Source organism: Pseudomonas sp. BN606, assembly GCF_029873115.1.
GTDB lineage: Bacteria > Pseudomonadota > Gammaproteobacteria > Pseudomonadales > Pseudomonadaceae > Metapseudomonas.
This window is the reverse complement of the sequence record NZ_SSOF01000080.1, coordinates 25,696-42,969: the sequence shown is the minus strand read 5'-3', so window position 1 is coordinate 42,969 and position 17,274 is coordinate 25,696. Positions and strand designations below refer to the sequence as shown.

The 17,274-nt window shown below is 67.1% G+C and carries 10 protein-coding genes; 6 read left to right on the top strand and 4 right to left on the bottom strand.

What is annotated here, in order from left to right; translation table 11 throughout:
• The first annotated feature begins 23 nt into the window (after positions 1 to 23).
• On the top strand, positions 24 to 1,250 hold the full coding sequence (locus E8E75_RS22840) for a spore maturation protein (RefSeq protein WP_120653750.1): 1,227 nt from the start codon (positions 24 to 26) through the stop codon (positions 1,248 to 1,250).
• Positions 1,251 to 1,352: 102 nt separating this feature from the next.
• Here the strand turns inward: E8E75_RS22840 and E8E75_RS22835 are convergent, their stop codons facing one another.
• Both E8E75_RS22835 and E8E75_RS22830 read right to left on the bottom strand, forming a co-directional pair.
• The gene (locus E8E75_RS22835; RefSeq protein WP_120653749.1) at positions 1,353 to 2,396 is read right to left on the bottom strand and encodes a DUF5924 family protein; all 1,044 of its coding nucleotides are present in this window, start codon (positions 2,394 to 2,396) and stop codon (positions 1,353 to 1,355) included.
• Between the two features lie 91 nt (positions 2,397 to 2,487).
• Positions 2,488 to 2,991 carry a GNAT family N-acetyltransferase gene (locus E8E75_RS22830; protein WP_178123489.1) on the bottom strand — a complete coding sequence of 168 codons (504 nt, stop codon included), beginning with the start codon at positions 2,989 to 2,991 and terminating at the stop codon, positions 2,488 to 2,490.
• Positions 2,992 to 3,180: 189 nt separating this feature from the next.
• Here E8E75_RS22830 and E8E75_RS22825 point away from each other — a divergent pair, with 189 nt between their 5' ends.
• Both E8E75_RS22825 and E8E75_RS22820 read left to right on the top strand, forming a co-directional pair.
• A complete protein-coding gene (locus tag E8E75_RS22825; protein ID WP_120653747.1) occupies positions 3,181 to 4,095 on the top strand; it encodes a bile acid:sodium symporter family protein in 915 nt (304 codons plus the stop codon).
• Positions 4,083 to 5,081 (top strand): SDR family oxidoreductase, encoded by a 999-nt coding sequence (locus tag E8E75_RS22820; RefSeq protein WP_280359813.1) that lies wholly within the window; start codon positions 4,083 to 4,085, stop codon positions 5,079 to 5,081. Before E8E75_RS22825 ends, E8E75_RS22820 begins: the two co-directional genes overlap by 13 nt.
• A 61-nt stretch (positions 5,082 to 5,142) precedes the next feature.
• Here E8E75_RS22820 and E8E75_RS22815 read toward each other — a convergent pair whose 3' ends face one another.
• Both E8E75_RS22815 and E8E75_RS22810 read right to left on the bottom strand, forming a co-directional pair.
• Positions 5,143 to 6,162: an AraC family transcriptional regulator gene (locus E8E75_RS22815; RefSeq protein ID WP_153919404.1), complete on the bottom strand. Its 1,020-nt coding sequence runs from the start codon at positions 6,160 to 6,162 to the stop codon at positions 5,143 to 5,145.
• Positions 6,163 to 6,207: 45 nt separating this feature from the next.
• The gene (locus E8E75_RS22810; RefSeq protein WP_153919407.1) at positions 6,208 to 7,905 is read right to left on the bottom strand and encodes a Na/Pi cotransporter family protein; all 1,698 of its coding nucleotides are present in this window, start codon (positions 7,903 to 7,905) and stop codon (positions 6,208 to 6,210) included.
• A gap of 318 nt (positions 7,906 to 8,223) precedes the next feature.
• Between E8E75_RS22810 and recC the strand changes: the two genes are divergently transcribed.
• The 3 genes from recC (at position 8,224) to recD (ending at position 17,078) form a co-directional block, all read left to right on the top strand.
• Complete coding sequence (gene recC, locus E8E75_RS22805) at positions 8,224 to 11,469, top strand: exodeoxyribonuclease V subunit gamma (RefSeq protein ID WP_153919410.1); 3,246 nt, start codon at positions 8,224 to 8,226, stop codon at positions 11,467 to 11,469.
• 237 nt (positions 11,470 to 11,706) lie between these two features.
• Complete coding sequence (gene recB / locus E8E75_RS22800) at positions 11,707 to 15,234, top strand: exodeoxyribonuclease V subunit beta (protein WP_153919413.1); 3,528 nt, start codon at positions 11,707 to 11,709, stop codon at positions 15,232 to 15,234.
• Positions 15,234 to 17,078 carry an exodeoxyribonuclease V subunit alpha gene (gene recD / locus E8E75_RS22795; protein WP_153919416.1) on the top strand — a complete coding sequence of 615 codons (1,845 nt, stop codon included), beginning with the start codon at positions 15,234 to 15,236 and terminating at the stop codon, positions 17,076 to 17,078. Before recB ends, recD begins: the two co-directional genes overlap by 1 nt.
• Positions 17,079 to 17,274 lie beyond the last annotated feature (196 nt).

The following is a 17,274-nucleotide window of genomic DNA, read 5'->3' as shown; positions in this document are numbered from 1 at the left end:
CACTGTTTTCTGGGGGACTGCAAATGCTCAACGGCCTGTGGCTGAGCTTCTTCCTGGTGGCGGCGGTGGCCGCGCTGGTGCGTTGGATCGGGGGGGACCCGGGTGTCTGGGCGGCGATGGTGGAGAGCCTGTTCGCCATGGCCAAGCTCTCGGTGGATGTGATGATCCTGCTATTCGGGACCCTGACCTTGTGGCTGGGTTTCCTGCGCATCGCCGAACGGGCCGGTCTTGTGGATATCCTCGCGCGTCTGCTCGGGCCACTGTTCGCCCGCCTGATGCCCGAGGTTCCACGTGGTCACCCGGCGCTCGGTCTGGTCACCTTGAGTTTCACCGCCAACGGCCTCGGCCTGGACAACGCCGCCACGCCCATCGGCCTGAAGGCGATGAAGGCACTGCAAGAGCTCAATCCCAGCAGCACGTCGGCGAGCAACGCCCAGGTGCTGTTCATGGTGATGAACGCGTCCTCCTTCGTGCTGCTGCCGGTGACCATCTTCATGTACCGCGCCCAGGCCGGTGCGAGCGATCCCGCCCTGGTGTTCCTGCCGATCCTCCTGGCCAACGCGATTTCCACCATGACGGCGCTGCTTTCGGTGGCGTTCATGCAGCGGATCAGGCTGACGGACCCGGTACTGCTCGCCTGGTTCGGCGGCGCCGCGTTGCTGCTTGGTGGCTTCATGGCAGTGCTGGCCGGTCTTTCGGCGACCGCGTTGACTGCCCTCTCCTCCCTGCTCGGCAACCTCACCCTGTTCGCGCTGATCCTCGGTTTCCTGGTGATGGGGGCGCTGCGGAAGGTGCCGATCTACGAGGCATTCGTGGAAGGTGCCAAGGAAGGCTTCGATGTGGCGAAGAACCTCCTGCCATACCTGGTCGCCATGCTCTGCGCCGTGGGTGCCCTGCGTGCTTCGGGTGCGCTGGATCAGCTGCTCGACGTCATCCGCTGGGTAGTCGAAGGCCTGGGACTGGACAGCCGTTTCGTCGAGGCACTGCCGACAGGGCTGGTCAAACCTTTCTCCGGCAGTGCCGCCCGCGCCATGCTGATCGAGACGATCCAGACCCAGGGCGTCGACAGCTTCCCGGCGCTGGTGGCCGCCACCATGCAGGGCAGCACCGAAACCACCTTCTACGTGCTGGCGGTCTACTTCGGTTCGGTGGGCATCCAGCGCGCCCGCCACGCCGTGGGCTGCGCCCTGTTGGCGGACCTGGCAGGCGTAATCGCGTCCATCATCGTCTGCTACTGGTTCTTCGGTTGAGTCACCGCTTTGTGTAGGAGCGAGCTTGCTCGCAAAAGATCGCGCTCGGATGGTTGCGCGAGCAATAACTCGGCGTTCCCCTTGATCCAACAACCTTGGTGCTCAGTGGGGCTTGGGTGGCAGGTCGGATGGGGTCACCCGGAAGCGCAGCGTACCGATCATCTGCCCCGCTTCGGTCAGTACCTGCACCTGCCAGCGGCCCGCCGGGTCAGCCGGGAAGTTCTGCTTGTGGGTCCAGGCGCGGTAGCCGGCTTCGCGGCCGCCGTGGATGTCCAAGGCAATTCGGTCCACTTCACGGCCGTTGAAGCGCCACACGTGGTAGATGCGTTCGTTCAGCCCGCGCGGGGCGTTGATTGCCGTGTAGGCGTAGAGCCCCTTGCTGCGTAGCTCGGCGGCACTGACCTCTTCCACGCCATCGCCTGGCGTGCGCTGGTGATTGTCAAAGTCGGGCGTTACCGCCACTTCGGTAAGCCAGAGCGTCGCCGGCGGCACCCAGACCCGCGAGACCCAGCCCAGCCCGCCGAGGGCCAGGGTCAGCACCCCCAGGCCCAGGACGCGCCACCAGCGCTGTCCACGAAACACACCGAGCAGACTGACGAAGGACAGCGCCACGGCGATGCCCAACGCCCAGCGATAGCTCTGCGCGGTGGTCTGCTGGAGGATCAGTGGCAGCGCGGCCAGCAGCACGGCGAACAACGTAAGTGTGTGGTAGGCGAGGAACAGCCAGCGGCGCGACGACAGATGGCGGTTGTAGATCGGGTCGGTGATCGAGCAGATCGCGGCCACGCCCAGCAGCCCGGTGAACAGGGCCTGGCCGCTGTTCCAGCTGGTGGTGATGGCGAAGAACGGCAGCACGAAGAACAGGCTTTCCTGGTGGATCAGCTGGGTCAGGAAACGCATCAGGGGTGGCGGCAGCTCGACGCCGAAGAGGCGCTCGACACTGCGCCGGAACAGGTTCTCCAGCATCAGCCAGACCCAGCTCACCAGCAGCAGGATGGCGATCACCTTGGCCACCCGCGCCCCTCGTTCCACCAGGAAGAAGCTCGCCATGCCGGAGCAGAAGCCGTAGAGGGCGATCAGCCTCGGGTGGCGCTGCAGCAGCTCGATCAGCTTGAGCACATGGGGTTTGAAGGTCGACAGCAGCATCGGTCGCAACAGGACGTGGGGGAGGCGCGCAGGATACTGCCCACCGGAAGCCCTGAGAAGGCGCGTCGGAGCTGGGCTGACGGCCTGTCGCTCAGTCCAGCAGCAGGCGCATCTTCTGTGGCTGGTCGGGGCGGCCGTTGGGCAGGGTGACGGGCGGCAGGTCCTCCACCCAATGGAAGGCAAAACGCTGGTAAAGGCGGATCGCCGCTTCGTTGGATTTCAGCACGGCAAGTTCCACCCGGCGCATATCCTGCCGACGGCAATGTTCGAGCGCTGCCTCCATCAACTGCCTGCCCAGGCCCCGACCGCGATGGGTCTTCCTCACCTGCATGCCGAGCACGCCGAAGTCTTCCCCGGAGGCGTCCTCCATCTGGCACAGGCTGGCCGGGAATATTTCAATGGAGCCCACCAGATCGCCCTCGGCGTCGACGACGAACTGCGGCAGGTCCAGCGGCAGTGAGCGCAGCAACAGCGCCCGCATCTGCTCAAGGGGCGGTGCCTCCGCGCGCAGCAGGTACTCGCCTTCGGCGCTGACCTCGGCGAACAGCCGGTGCAAGGCTTCGATATCGCTGATGCGCAGCTTCCTGATCGACATGGGCATCCTGTCCTGGGTGAATGCTGGCACTCTGGCCCATGGGGCACCGGCTGACAACCGGGAGGCGACTGTCGCGATTGGCCACTCGCGCTGGCGACGTCGGCCACTGCTGCCGTCCGGTCGGACGGCTAAGCTGCTCTGGCCTTGCGCCTGCCAATGGCCGCAGAAGAACAACAAGAGAACCCATCGATGAACTACGACAGCAGTCAGCAACTGATTCTCGGGCTGGTGCTCGCCGCGCTGATGTTCGGCGTGGCCCTGGAGCTGCGCCTGGCCCATTTCCTACTGGTACTGAAACGGCCCCTGCCGGCGCTGGTGGGGTTGCTCTGTCAGTGCCTGTTGTTGCCCTGGATGACCCTCGTGGTCACTCTCTTCCTCGACCTGCGCCCCGGACTGGAGCTGGGCATGTTGCTGGTGGCCGCGTGCCCCGGCGGCAACCTGTCCAACGTCATCACCCATCTGGCGCGCGGCAATACTGCGCTGTCGGTGAGCGTCACCAGTCTCTCGAGCCTGCTGGCAATCATCAGCCTGCCGCTCAACTTCGCCGCCACCGCCAGCCTCAACCCGGAAACCTACGCCTTCCTGCACGGCCAGATGAGCAGCCTGGACGTCGATGCCGGCGGCATCATCGGTGGCCTGGTCGTACTGCTGGTGCTGCCGCTGCTCGCCGGCATGGCGGTGGGCAACCTGGCGCCGGCCTTCAGTGCCCGCGTGCTGCCCTGGTTCAAACGCTTTTCCCTGCTGGCTTTTGGCGTTTTCCTGGTTGCGGCGGCAGCGGGCAACTGGCAACTGCTGGTGGCCAACGCCGGCCTGGTGCTGCTGGTGGTGGTTGGCCACAACGCCGCTGCCTTGTTGCTGGGCTGGAGCGCCTCGCGCCTGACCGGACTTGCCGATGCAGACCGCCGCGCCCTGACCATCGAGGTCGGCATGCAGAACTCCGGGCTCGCGCTTGGCCTGATCCTGACCCAGTTCGGTGGTCAGCTGGACATGGCTCTGGTGGCGGGCTTCTGGGGACTCTGGCACATCGTTTCCGGCCTCCTGCTGGTGGCTGTCTGGCGCCGCCGCGCGCCCCGCGTCCAGGAGGAAGTGCCGTGCGCGTCCTGATCACCGGTGCGGCCGGTTTCATCGGCCAGCAGGTACTGAACGACCTGGCCACGCGCCACCCGGACTGGACCCTGGTGGCCGCGGACATCCGCCCGCTGAGCCATCAAGGACTCAAGTCCAACATCGAGCCGGTTTCGCTGGACATCAGCCTGCCCCGCGAAGTGACCGCCTGCGTGCAGCGCTGGAAGCCCGATGCCATCGTGCATCTGGCTTCGGTGGTGACGCCGCCGCGCGGCATGAGCGAGGCGCGCCTCCACGCCATCGACGTCGGCGGCACCCGTGCCGTGCTGGACGCGGCTGTGGCCCACGGCGTGGGCCAACTGATCGTCACCAGCTCCGGCGCCGCCTACGGCTACTACCCGGAAAACGCGCAGTGGATCGACGAACAGCACCCGCTGCGCGGCCACGACCTCTTCGCCTATGCCCGCCACAAACGCGAGGTGGAGCTGCTGCTGGCTGACGCCCGCAGGCAACATCCACAGCTGCGCCAGCTGGTCCTGCGCCCCGGCACCATTCTCGGCGAGCATGTGAACAACCAGATCACCGAGCTGTTCCAGAAGCGCTCGGTGCTGGGCATCAGGGGGCATGACAGCCGCTTCGTGTTCATCTGGGACCAGGACGTGGTGGCGATCATCCGCGAAGGCCTGGAGCGCGGCGCCGGTGGCATCTACAACCTGGCAGGCGATGGTGCGCTGAGCATGGCCGAGATCGCCGGCATCCTCGGCAAACCTTACCGGCCCTTGCCTGCGGGGTTGCTGCGCACCGCCCTGGCCCTGCTCAAGCCCCTTGGCCTGACCCAGTACGGTCCCGAGCAGCTGGATTTTCTGCGCTACCGCCCGGTGCTGGACAATCGCCGGCTGAAGGAAGAATTCGGCTATCGGCCGAAGTACTCGAGCCGCGAGGCATTCCTGGCGTTTCTCAAGGTGCGGGGGATAGCGTCTGTAGGTTCGAATTCGTTCGCCAAGCAGCCCGAAGGGCGGCCCTGAGGAGATCAGGCGGGGATGCTGGATATCCCGCCCCACCCGTTCCCACAAAGAGCAGAAGCGCTCAGTCCCGATGCTTCTGCCGGTACTCGCCCGGCGTCAGCCCGGTCCACTGGCGGAAGGCACGGAAGAACACGCTGGGCTCCGAGTAGCCGAGCAGCACGGCGATATCGGCGATGGGCAAACGGCCTTCCTGCAGGTGGCGCTCGGCCAGGTGACGACGGGTGTCGTTGAGCAGTTGCTGGTAGCTGCTGCCCTCATCTGCCAGGCGCCGTTGCAGGGTGCGTTCGCTGATGCCAAGGGCCGCCGCCAAGGCGCCGCGGTCGGGTTCGCCGCGCGCCAGTTGGGCGCCGAGCAGCGCTACCACCCGTGCCCGCAGCCCTTCGCTGGGCAGGCGTGCGAGCAAGGCCTCGGCGTGCTGTCGCAGCACTGCCTGCAGCGGCGGGTTGGATTGCTTCAGTGCGGCCGAGCGCAGTGACAGGGGCAGTACCAGGGCGTAGTCCTCCGCCTCGAACTGCAGCGGGCAGGCGAAGCATTGCTGGTAGAGCGTGGTATCCGCCGGCGCCGGGTGTACGAAGCAGGCCCGCATCAGACGTAGATCGGCCAGCAACGGCCGCATCAGCTCCAGCCAGAACGCCATCAGCGCCAGCACCCTTGCACGAGTGGCCGGCAACTTCGGGTGCAGCGGGCGATACAGGGTCCAGAGTTCATCGCCCCGTACTTCCAGCGCCAGGCTGCCGCCCTCTCCTACCAGACGCTGGTAGCGCAGCTCGGCTTCCAGGGCTTCGCCCAGGGTGGGGCTGCTCTGCAACAGGTAGCCGAGCACGCTGAACTGGCCGGGGGCCAGGGCGCGGCCGATGGCGATTCCCGGTTCGGGATGCGGCAGGCGGGCGTGGATGGCCGCCCAGAGTGCTTCCTGGGTGCTGAAAGCGATACGCGCATCCGGGTCGGCCAGGCGCTTTTCGTCGAGCTGGCTGGCGCGCAGCAGCTCCTCGCGGCCAAGGCCGAGCTGGGATGCGGCGTGCAGGATTGCCTGGGTCAGACTGGCGCTGACCGAGGCATTGGAGGGGTCGTGTGGCGTCATCCCCGGATTCTGCCCACGCGGCCTGCTCACTGGGAAGAGCGATTCTCAACGATGGGAGCCGATCTCCGGTTCGAAATAGCGCTGCGGCTCTTCCTGCGGGTGTTTTTCCTCCGGGATTTCCAGGGAATCCGGGGCATCCGGGTTGTCCAGCACCGCATAGGCGATGGCGCAGAACAGCGAGTTGATGCGCTTCATGTCGCTGATCAGGCCAAGGTGCAGGGCGCTGGTCTCGATGCTCTGCACCACCTGCTGGTGCAGCCGCGAGACGTGGGCGTGGGCGTAGCGGCGTTCGAGGATGCGGAAGCGCTGCTTGGCCCGACGCAGCCGCTTGGCGTTTTCCTGATCGCCGTTGAGAAACACCGACAGCGACAGGCGCAGGTTTTCCACCAACTGGTCGTGAAGATTGACGATCTCTCTCAGCCCTTCTTCGGAGAAGGCGCGGCCCTGGGCCCTGTTCTTGCTCTGCACGTCATCGAGCATGCGCTCGATGATGTCGCCGGCCTGCTCCAGATTGATGGTCAGCTCGATGATCTCGGCCCAGCGCCGGCTGTCGCGCTCACCCAGGTCATCGCGCGGCATGCGCGCCAGGTAAAGCTTGATGGCGGTGTAGAGCGCATCGATGTCGTCATCCAGGCGGTGGATGTCCTTGCCCAGCACCGGGTCGCCGCCGCGCAGCAGATGCAACAGGTTGTTCAGCATCTGCTCGACGATATCGCCCATGCGCAGGGTCTCGCGCACGGCGTTGGCCAGGGCGAGGCTCGGAGTATCCAGGGCGGCTGGATCGAGATGGCGCGGCTTGGCGACATCGTCTGGCTGCGGTCGGTCCGGCAGCAACCAGTTGCACAGTCGCGCCATGGGTACCGTCAGGGGTAGGCAGAGAGTGCAGCGCACGCTGTTGTAGAGCAGGTGGAAGGCGATCACCAGTTCGGCGTTGGAAATGGGCCAGGTGTCGATCCAGCTGGCCAGGGGGCCCACCAGCGGCAGTACGAGGATGCAGCCGGCCAGCTTGAAGGCCAGGCTGCCCAGGGCCACGCGGCGTCCGGCGGGGTTCTGCAGGCTGCTGCTGAGCAGGGCGAGGATGCCGCTGCCGAGGTTGGCGCCGATCACCAGGCAGAGCGCCACCTTGAGGGAGATTACCTTGGACGCGGCCAGCGTGGCGGTGAGCAGAACGGCGGCCAGGCTGGAGTAAGAAATCATCGCGAACAGCGCGCCGGTCAGGGCGTCCAGCAGCACATCACCGGTCAGCGAAGAGAACAGCACCTTCACGCCCTTGGCGGTGGTGATGGGCTCGGCGGCAGCGATGATCAATTGCAGGGCGAGGATGATCAGCCCGAGTCCGATGCCTACCCGCCCGAGCTGCCCCAGGCGGGTCTGCTTGCGGGAGAGGAAGAAGATCACCCCGAAGAAGATCAGCAGTGGCGACAGCCACGACAGGTCCAGGGTCAGCACCCGCGCCATCAGGGCCGTGCCGACGTCGGCGCCGAGCATGATGGCCAGCGCCGGAGCCAGTAGCATCAACCCTTGGGAGACAAAGGAGCTGACCAGCAGTGCAGTGGCGTTGCTGCTTTGCACGAGGGCCGTGACGCCAATGCCAGCGGCGAAGGCCAGGGGCGGACGGCGGACGCTGCGACTGAGCAGGCGGCGCAGGTTGGCGCCGTACACGCGGAGGATGCCCGTTCGCACGATATGCGTGCCCCAGATGAGCAAGGCGACGGCCGAGAGGAGATTGAGCAACGTCAGCATGGTGGCCCTCCTGGCGATCTTGAAAGGCCGCCGTATCCATGCGCAGGAAGACAGCGGCGCGGTCAGGCGTTGTGTAACACGATTGTCGTTAGACCTTCATGGTCCTGGCTGATTTCAGCGAGTCGCCTGACTGGTATGGCACCTGATGACAATTAAAGACGCTTCTCGGCGATTCTGCTCATTACCGATCAATGGCTTGGCGCATGAAGCTGAGGTGGTTTCCGCGTGGTCTTCCTCATGCTGCGAACCCTGTAACGGGGGCGACCTGCGGCCGGATCGGCTGCTAACCTGTGCCGACCTTCAGACATCGGCGCTCCCATGCTCAACCTCTACCACGCCAACGACCTGGAAAGCCTCGGCGAGCTGGCCTGCACCCTGCTCGCACAACCCCAGCGCGACCCGCTGGCGCCTGCTCGGGTCGTAGTGCCGAGCCAGGGCATGGGGCGTTGGCTGACCTTGCAACTGGCGCGCAAGCAAGGCATTGCCATGCATCTGGATATCCAGCTGCCCGCGCGCTTCGTCTGGGATGTCACACGCCTTGTGCTGGGCGAGTTGCCGCCGCAATCGGCCTTCAACCCCGTGACCCTGGGCTGGCGCCTCTACGACTGGCTCTGCGAACCCGACAACCTAGCCCGTGCACCTCGTCTGGCGCAGTACCTGGGAGGCGGCGACGAACGCCGCCGCCTGACCCTCGGCTCACGCATCGCCGACGTCTTCGACCAGTACCTGCTCTACCGCGACGACTGGCTCGACACCTGGGAGCGTGGCGAATTGCTGGGACTGGGCGCGGACGAGGAGTGGCAGGCGCTGCTCTGGCGCGAACTCACTGCCGATGGCCATCCGCATCGTGCGCGCCTGCTGGGTGACCTGCTGGCGCGACTGCACGCAGGCGAAGGCATTGCAGGTCTGCCGGAACGCCTGGTGGTGTTCGGCATCAGCAGCCTGCCGCCGCATCACATGCGCGTACTGGAAGGCCTGGCGCGGCATTGCGAGGTGATCCTCTTCGCGCTCAACCCGTGCCGCGAGGCATGGGGCGACATCCGCGATATCCGCGAGTTGGCGCGGTTGCCGGAGCCGGGCATCGACGACTGGTACCTGGACGTCGGCCATCCGCTGCTGGCCAGCCTCGGCAAGCAGGGCCGCGATTTTTTCGATGCGTTGTTCACTCTGGGCGGCCAGGACATCGGCGTTTATGCCGAGGACGACGACCTGCATGACAGCAGTCTGCTGCGCGCCGTGCAGAACGACATCCTGCGCCTGCGCACCCGTCGTCCCGAAGAGCGCATGAGCCTGCGCGAGGATGATCGCTCCCTGGAAGTCCACCTTTGCCACTCGCCCCTGCGCGAAGTGGAGGTGCTGCACGACCAGCTGCTGGCGCGCTTCAAGGCCGACCCCGCACTCACCCCCGACCAGGTGGTAGTGCTGACGCCGGACATCGAGCGTTATGCCCCCTATATCGAAGCGGTCTTCGCCCCCCGCGAAGGCGTGCCGCGCATCCCCTTCAGCCTGGCCGACCGCAGCCTGCGCGCCGAGTTGCCGTTGGTGGAAGCCTTCCTCGCCCTGCTGGAGCTTCCCCAAAGCCGCTTCGCCGCCGAAGAACTCCTGGCCTGGCTGGAACAGCCGGCCCTGGCCGCTCGCGCCGGTATCGAGAACGAAGACCTTCCGCTGCTGCGCGACTGGCTGCGTGACGCCGGCGTGCGCTGGGGGCGTGATGGCGCCCACCGCGCGCGCCTTGGCCTGCCCGAGGAAGGCGCCTTCAGCTGGAGGCAGGGGCTGGACCGCCTGCTGCTGGGCTTCGCCGCGCCGCCGCAACTGGCCGGTGACGCCCCGCCCCTGCTCGGCGACAACTGGCCGCTGGATGCCCTGGAGGGCGCTCGTGCGCAGTTGCTCGGCCGTCTCGCCGGCTTCGTCCAGCGCCTTGGTGTCCTGGCCGACGACATGGCCCGGCCGCGTCCACTGGCGGAGTGGGCGGAAACCCTGCAGGGCCTGATCGACCTGCTGTTCGACGAGCGCGAGGCCGGCGACACCCTGTTGCTGCTGTCCCAGGCCTGCGGTGCCTTGCGCGAACAGGCCGAGGCCGCCGGCATCGAGCGCCCGCTGGAACTGGCCCTGGTACGCCAGCATCTGGTGGCAGCCCTGGACCAGGGCAGCGGCGCTTCGGGCTTCCTGACCGGCGCGGTGACCTTTTGCACCATGGTGCCCATGCGCAGCCTGCCGTTCCGCCAGGTCTGTTTGCTTGGACTGGACGACGGCGCCTTCCCGCGTCGTACCCCGGCGGCCGGTTTCGACCTGATAAGCCGCAAACCCCGGCGCGGTGATCGCGCCCGGCGCCTGGACGACCGTTACCTGTTGCTGGAAACCCTGCAATCGGCACGCGACGGGCTTTATCTCAGTTTTGTCGGACGCGACCCACGGGATAACGCGCACCTGCCGCCTTCCGTGCTGGTCAGCGAGCTGCTGGAAACCATCGACCTCACCGCTATTGCCGGTGCGCACAAGGCAAGCGAGCGGGTGCTGGTGATGCATCCGCTGCAACCCTTCGCCTCGGGCAACTTCGTCGGTGGCCAGCAGGCCGGCTTTGCCGCGCCCTGGTTCCGCGCGGCTCAACGTCTGGCGGAAACGCCCCAGGCCGCCGCGGCGCCCTTCGCCTTGCCGCTACCGGAGCCCGATGCCGACTGGCTGACCCTCGAGCCCTCGCAGTTGATCCAGTGCTTCCGCCATCCGGCGCGCTTTCTCCTCGAACAGCGCCTTGGCCTGCGTCTGGCGGACACCGAGGAAGCCCTGGCCAGCGACGAGCCTTTCAGCCTTGAAGGCCCGGCCTGGCGCGGCCTGCGCCAGCTCGCCCTGGACGCCGTGGAACGCGACTGGTCTGAGACTGACGAACGACGCATTGCCCGTGCCGCTGGCTGGCTACCGGTCGGCGAGCTGGGCCACGCCCTCTGGGGCCAGCTGCGTGGCCCGGTACGTGCCTTCGCCCCGCGCCTGTTTGAGGCGCGACCGGAGGCGGTGCCGCAGCCGTTGCTGGTGGATATCGAACTGGCCGGTGTACGCATTCACGGCTGGCTCGATGGGGTGACGCCCGACGGCCTGTTTGGCTGGCGCCTGAACCGACTCGGCGAATGGGAGCTCGCGCCGTTCTGGCTGCGCCATCTGTTGCTCAACCTCGCCGCCACGCCCGGCATTGCGCGCGACAGCCGCCTGCTATCGCCGGCTGGCGACTGGCAGGCCGGTCCCCTGGCGAACGCCCGCGAACTGCTGGAGCCCTGGTTGCACGCCTATCGCGAAGCTCTATGCGCGCCCCTGCCTCTGTTGACCAAGGCCAGCTATGGCTTCGCCCACGGCCTGCGCAAACCCGGTCGCAAGGAGCCGATCGACGCTGCCCGTTCCAAGGCGCGTGTGGCCTGGGAAGGCATCGACTTCGGCCCGCTCGGCGAATCCCATGACCCCTGGTACGCCCTCGCCTTCCGCGATCGTGAACCCCTGGACGAGCGCTTCGAACAACTGGCCGAAACCCTGTTCGGCCCGGCACTGGATGCCCTGGCGGGAGATGACGATGAGGAATGACGCCGTGTACCCCAGCAGGTGCCAATTCACTTCTGGGGGCGAATTCATCTGTAGGGGCGAATTCATTCGCCAAGCAGACCGCAGGTCTGCCTGTCGAAACCAGGCAGCGGCGTTGATTTCCCTCACCCCAACCCTCTCCCAGAGGGAGAGGGGGTTTGTCCGGTGCCGTCCCGAACTCCCTGTCGGAGCGAGTTCATTCGCGAAACCGGTCACCTGCCTGACCGACAAGGAGCAGCCATGAGCCTCGACCTGCTCAAGGACCCCTTCACCGGCCGCAGCCTGATCGAGGCCAGCGCCGGTACCGGCAAGACCTGGACCCTGACCGCCCTGTATGCGCGCTTGTTGCTGGAGCGCCAGCTCGGCGTCGGGCAGATCCTGGTGGTGACCTACACCACGGCCGCTACCGCCGAGCTGCGCGAGCGCATTCGCGCGCGGTTGGCGGCATTGCTCGCCATGTACGAGGGCGCGCCGGCGCCCGATCCGGTGCTGGCCGGGCTGTATGCCCAGTACCCCGGTGAAGACGCTCACCGTCGCTTGCTGCTGGCCGTGCACGGCTTCGACGAGGCGGCCATCTTCACCATCCACGGCTTCTGCCAACGCGCGCTTCAGGATGCCGCGTTCGAGGCCGGAGGCGACTTCGACAGCGAACTGGCAACCGACGACCGTGAAGTGCTGGATGCGCTGCTCGCCGATCTCTGGCGGCGCGAGCTGGCGGAAGCCGAACCGGCCTGGGCGCGCTTCCTGGCGCAGAAGCGCATCACCCCGGTCTCGCTGCGCCAGCGCCTGCGTTCGCACCTGGGCAAGCCTTACCTGCGTGTCGAACCGCGTGAGCTGAAGGCTGGCGATCTGTCCGCTGCCAGCGAAGCCTGGACCCACGCCCAGGGCTTCTGGCAACGCCAGGGTGCCGAATGCGTGGCCCAGCTCGCCCAGCTCGATGGCCTCAACAAGCGCAGCTACGACGCCGCCAAATTTGCGTTATGGCAGACCGAACTGGATGCCTACTTCGCTGACCCGGCCGCCCTCTTCGCGCCGCCAACGGGCCTGGAGAAGCTCGGCACCGAGGCGCTTGCCAAGGCCACCAAGAAGGGCTTCGATGCGCCGGACCATGCCCTCTGTGCCGCGCTGCAAAGGCTCTTCGACGCCCTGGCGGAAGCCGCTCCCGCGGGTGAGGCCCGTCTGATCGACCTGCAGGTACGCCTGCTGGACACCCTCAACCGAGAGCTGCCGGCACGCAAGGCTGCCCAGCGTCTGCTGGCCTTCGACGATCTGCTCAATCGCCTTGACGACGCCTTGTGCGGACCGGCAGGCGATGCGCTGGGCGAGGCCTTGCGCGAGCGCTATCCGGTGGCGCTGATCGACGAGTTCCAGGACACCGACCCGGTGCAATACGCGATCTTCCACCGGGTATACGAAGAACGGGGCGACCTGTGTTTCGTCGGCGATCCCAAGCAGGCCATCTACGCCTTCCGTGGCGCCGACCTCGCCACCTACCTCAAGGCCCGCGACGAGGCCGCGCGACAGTACAGCCTGGACACCAACCACCGTTCCACACCGCAGCTGATCGCAGCCCTCAATCAGGTCTTCGACCGCCCCCTGCCATTCGCCGAACCCGGCCTCGACTACCCGCCCGTGGGAGCCAGCAGCAAGGCTCGCGCGCGGCTGGTGCTGCCTGAAGCCGTTGCGCCGCTGGAACTGGTGTGGCTGGGGGATGAACCGCTTGGCAAGGGCGAAGCGGGCGGTGCGGTGGCCACGGATACCGCGCGCCGCATTGCCGGTTTGCTGGCCGCCAGTGCGCGTGGAGAGGCATATTTCGAAGAAGATGGCGTACGTTCGCCACTCAAGGGCGGGGACATCGCTGTGCTGGTGGCCAGCCACCGTCAGGCCGGTGATGTGGCTGCCGAGTTGGCCGACCGTGGTGTACCCAGCGTGCGTCGGGGGCGAGACAGCGTCTGGCACAGCGAAGAGGCTGCGGAACTGGCGGCAGTATTGGCGGCCTACGCCGAGCCCGGTCGTGAAGGCGTGCTGCGCTATGCCCTGTCCACCCGCCTGCTGGGCCGGGACGCGCAGCAACTGGCGCGCTGCCAGGATGACGAACACGCCTGGGACGAAGAGCGCGAGAATGCCGAGCGTTATCACCAGCTCTGGCAACAGCAGGGCTTCATGCGGGCCTTCCGCGCCTGGCTCGATGAGCAAGGCGTGGCCGAGCGTCTGATTGCCCTGCCCGATGGCGAGCGACGGCTGACCAACCTCCTCCACCTGGCCGAACTGCTGCAAACCGAAAGCCTCCAGCGGCCTGGCCTGGAACCGCTGCTGACCTGGTTCAACGCCCAGCGTGCCGCCGAGAGCCATGGCGACGATGCGTTGCTGCGCCTGGAAAGCGATGCCGAGCGGGTGCAGATCGTCACCGTGCACACCAGCAAGGGCCTGGAGTACCCGCTGGTGTTCTGCCCCTACCTCTGGGACGGCGCGTTGTTGCGCCGCGAAGAGGACATCACCTGCCACGCCGAGGACGGAACGCCGTTGCTCGATCTCGGCGGAGAGGATTACGACAACCATCGCGCAACTGCCCGCCGCGAACGCTTTGCCGAACGCTTGCGCCTGGCCTATGTGGCCTTGACCCGTGCCCGCGACCGTCTCTGGCTGCACTGGGGCCCCGTGGCCCTGCCCAAGGCGAAGAAGGATGGCGAGCTTCCGGAGGATGGCCTGCACAGTTGCGCCCTCGCCTGGCTGCTGCATGGCCGCGAACTGGACGAGGCCGATGTACTGGCCGCCCTCGCCCGGCACCTGGCCAGCCGCGATGGCGTCGCCCTGCGCGCCGAGCTGGAAACCCTGGCCAACGCCAGCGAAGGTCAGATTGCGGTTGTCGAACTGCAGGCCGAGGAAGCCAGTGCGCAAGGCGAATCCCGCGCGCTGCCCCCGGCCGGTCTCGCCACGCTGGAGCGGACCCTGGCCAGCGCCTGGCGGGTGGGTAGTTTCTCGGGCCTGGCCGCCGGCCTGCACATGGAAGCGCCTGACCGTGACGGTCTGGTGATACCGCCGGCCACCGAGCCGGGCAGCGGCTTCTTCGCTTTCCCCCGCGGCGCCCGCGCCGGTACCTGCCTGCACGCGGTGCTGGAAGACTGGATGCGCGGCGAGGGCGAGTTGTCGGCGCTGGTGCAGAAGCATTTGCAGGGCCACGGCCTGCCGGACAGCTGGACGGACATCGCCAGCGCCCACCTGCAACTGGTGCTGGATACCGACCTGGATGGCCAGGGGCTGAGTCTGTCCGCCCTCGCCGCTCACCGACGGTTGCCGGAGCTGGGTTTCACTTTCCCGGTGGCCGGGCTGGATGTCGGCCGTCTGCGGGCGATCCTCACCGATCCTGTCCACGCACTGCCGGATGCCATGCGCGCGGCCGCCGAGCGTCTGGAGTTCGACACCCTCAAGGGCTTCATGAAGGGCTTCATCGACCTGACTTTCGAGCATGACGGGCGCTGGTACATCGCCGACTACAAGTCCAACTGGCTTGGCCCGGATGCCAGCTACTACGGCGGCGAGCGTCTGACGCAAGCCATCGCCGCCGAGCACTATCACCTGCAGTACCTGATCTATCTCGTAGCGCTGCGGCGCTTCCTGCGCCAGCGCCTGGACGGTTTCTCCAGCGACCAACTGGGCGGTGCCTGGTACCTGTTCCTGCGCGGCATGCCGGACGCGGGTGTGTTCTTCCATCGTCCTGCCGACAGCTTGCTGGATGCGCTGGACCTGTTGTTCGAGGAGGGCCACTGATGGGCCTGGCCGACTGGTCCCTGGGACCGCTGGAGCGCCATTTCACCGAGAGCCTGCAACGCCTCGATCCGCAGGCGGCGGACTCTGTGCTGGCCGCCGCTGCCCTGTGCTGCCAGGCGCTGGGAGCTGGTGATGTCTGCCTGCCCCTGGCGCGCTGGGCCGGACAATCGCTGTTTGTCGAGGGAGGCTCCGGTGTACAGGCCCCCACCCTGCCCGTCTGGCTGACCGCACTGCAGGCATCGCCCCTGGTGGCGCCGCCCGGCGGCTATGCGCCGCTGACCCTGGATGGCGCCCGGCTCTACCTGAGCCGCTACCACGCCTATGAGGCGCATCTGGCGGACAACCTGCTGCAACGCGCGCTGGCCCGACCTGTGGTGGACGAAGTGCAATTGGGCGAATCCTTGCAGCGGCTGTTCGCCCGCAATACCCAGCAGCCGGATTGGCAGCGCCTGGCAGCGGCTCAGGCCGTGCGCCGCAACCTCGCGGTGATCTCCGGTGGCCCCGGCACCGGCAAGACCACCACCGTGGTGCGCCTGCTCGCGGCCTTGCTGGAACAGCCGGGCGGTGAGCGGCTGGCTATCGGCCTGGCTGCGCCCACCGGCAAGGCCGCCGCGCGCATGGCCGAGGCCATCCGCAACGCCAAGGCCGAACTGCCGGTGAGCGACACTATCAAGGCAGTCCTGCCCGAAGAGGCACGCACCCTGCACCGGCTCCTCGGCAGCCGTGGCGACACGCCAAAGGTTCGCCATCACGCTGATAACCCGCTGCCGCTGGATGTGCTGGTGGTGGACGAAGCCTCCATGGTCGACCTGGCGCTGATGGCCAAGCTGCTTGACGCCCTGCCTCCCAATGCCCGGCTGATCCTGCTGGGTGACAAGGACCAACTGGCGGCGGTGGAGGCTGGCGCGGTGTTCGCTGAGCTTTGCGAAGGCCGTGGCCTGGACTCCGTGGCGGCGGCAGACCTCACGCGTATCACCGGCCAGCCAGTGCCGGTGGAGCAACCCCGTTCGCGCCTGGGCGATGCCGTGGTGCTGCTGACCCATAGCCATCGTTTCGCGGGCGACAGCGGCATTGGCGAACTGGCGCGGCGCATCAACGGCGGTGATGCTCGCGGCACTCAGGAATTGCTACGTGGCGGCCATCCGGACCTGGTCTGGAACGCTGGCCCTACCCCGACTGCCTTGCTGGAGCGGCTGGAGGCGGGTTATGCCCCCTACTTCGCTGCTGTACGCACTGCCGACCCCGAGTCGGCGTTCGCCGCCTTCAACGGTTTCCGCGCCCTGACCGCCCAGCGTGAAGGCCCCTGGGGTGTCAGTGGCATCAACGAAACCCTCGAGGCGCGCATCAAGCGACGGCTGGGCGTGCCTTCCCGCGAGCGCTGGTACCCCGGTCGGGCGGTGATGGTGCGGCAGAACGATTACGCCCTTGGTCTGTTCAATGGCGATATCGGCCTGTGCCTGGCCACGCCCCATGGCCTGCGGGTGTTCTTTGAAGGCGACGAGGGCTATCGCCCCTTCGCCCCGGCCCGCCTGCCCAGCCACGACAGTGCCTTCGCCATGACGGTTCACAAGAGCCAGGGGTCGGAGTTCACCGAGGTGTTGTTGGCGTTGCCGGAACAGCCCAGCCCGTTGCTCAGCCGCGCGCTGTTCTACACCGGCATCACCCGGGCGAAGAAGAAGGTAGAGATCTGGGGCCTGCCGGCACGCCTGGCTGAGGCGGTCTCGACTCGCGCCGAGCGAGCAGCAGGATTGGCAGAGCGCCTGGGCGTCATGCCGCAGGCCGACAGCCCACCAGCGGCGGCACCCATAGCGGACAAGGGACAGGATCAGTTGAGCCTGTTCTGATCAAGACGCGGCTGGAACCGCCCTTGTAGGTTGGGCAGAGGAACGAAGCCAAACGGTGCGGGGTGGGGTGTTTCTTCGTTAGGCCGAGCTCCGCTCGACCAGCCTGGCCCGGACCAGCGTACGGGCTACGGGCCGCTGGGCGGCCAGTTGCGAAAGAATTCGCCCCATAAACAACAAGCCCGGCATCCGCCGGGCT

Bases quoted from the DNA above. Each gene is read 5' to 3' on its own strand.
- E8E75_RS22840 (WP_120653750.1), top strand. From the start codon at position 24: ATGCTCAACGGCCTGTGGCTGAGCTTCTTCCTGGTGGCGGCGGTGGCC.
- E8E75_RS22835 (WP_120653749.1), bottom strand. From the start codon at position 2,396: ATGCTGCTGTCGACCTTCAAACCCCATGTGCTCAAGCTGATCGAGCTG.
- E8E75_RS22830 (WP_178123489.1), bottom strand. From the start codon at position 2,991: ATGTCGATCAGGAAGCTGCGCATCAGCGATATCGAAGCCTTGCACCGG.
- E8E75_RS22825 (WP_120653747.1), top strand. From the start codon at position 3,181: ATGAACTACGACAGCAGTCAGCAACTGATTCTCGGGCTGGTGCTCGCC.
- E8E75_RS22815 (WP_153919404.1), bottom strand. From the start codon at position 6,162: ATGACGCCACACGACCCCTCCAATGCCTCGGTCAGCGCCAGTCTGACC.
- E8E75_RS22810 (WP_153919407.1), bottom strand. From the start codon at position 7,905: ATGCTGACGTTGCTCAATCTCCTCTCGGCCGTCGCCTTGCTCATCTGG.
- recC (WP_153919410.1), top strand. From the start codon at position 8,224: ATGCTCAACCTCTACCACGCCAACGACCTGGAAAGCCTCGGCGAGCTG.
- recB (WP_153919413.1), top strand. From the start codon at position 11,707: ATGAGCCTCGACCTGCTCAAGGACCCCTTCACCGGCCGCAGCCTGATC.
- recD (WP_153919416.1), top strand. From the start codon at position 15,234: ATGGGCCTGGCCGACTGGTCCCTGGGACCGCTGGAGCGCCATTTCACC.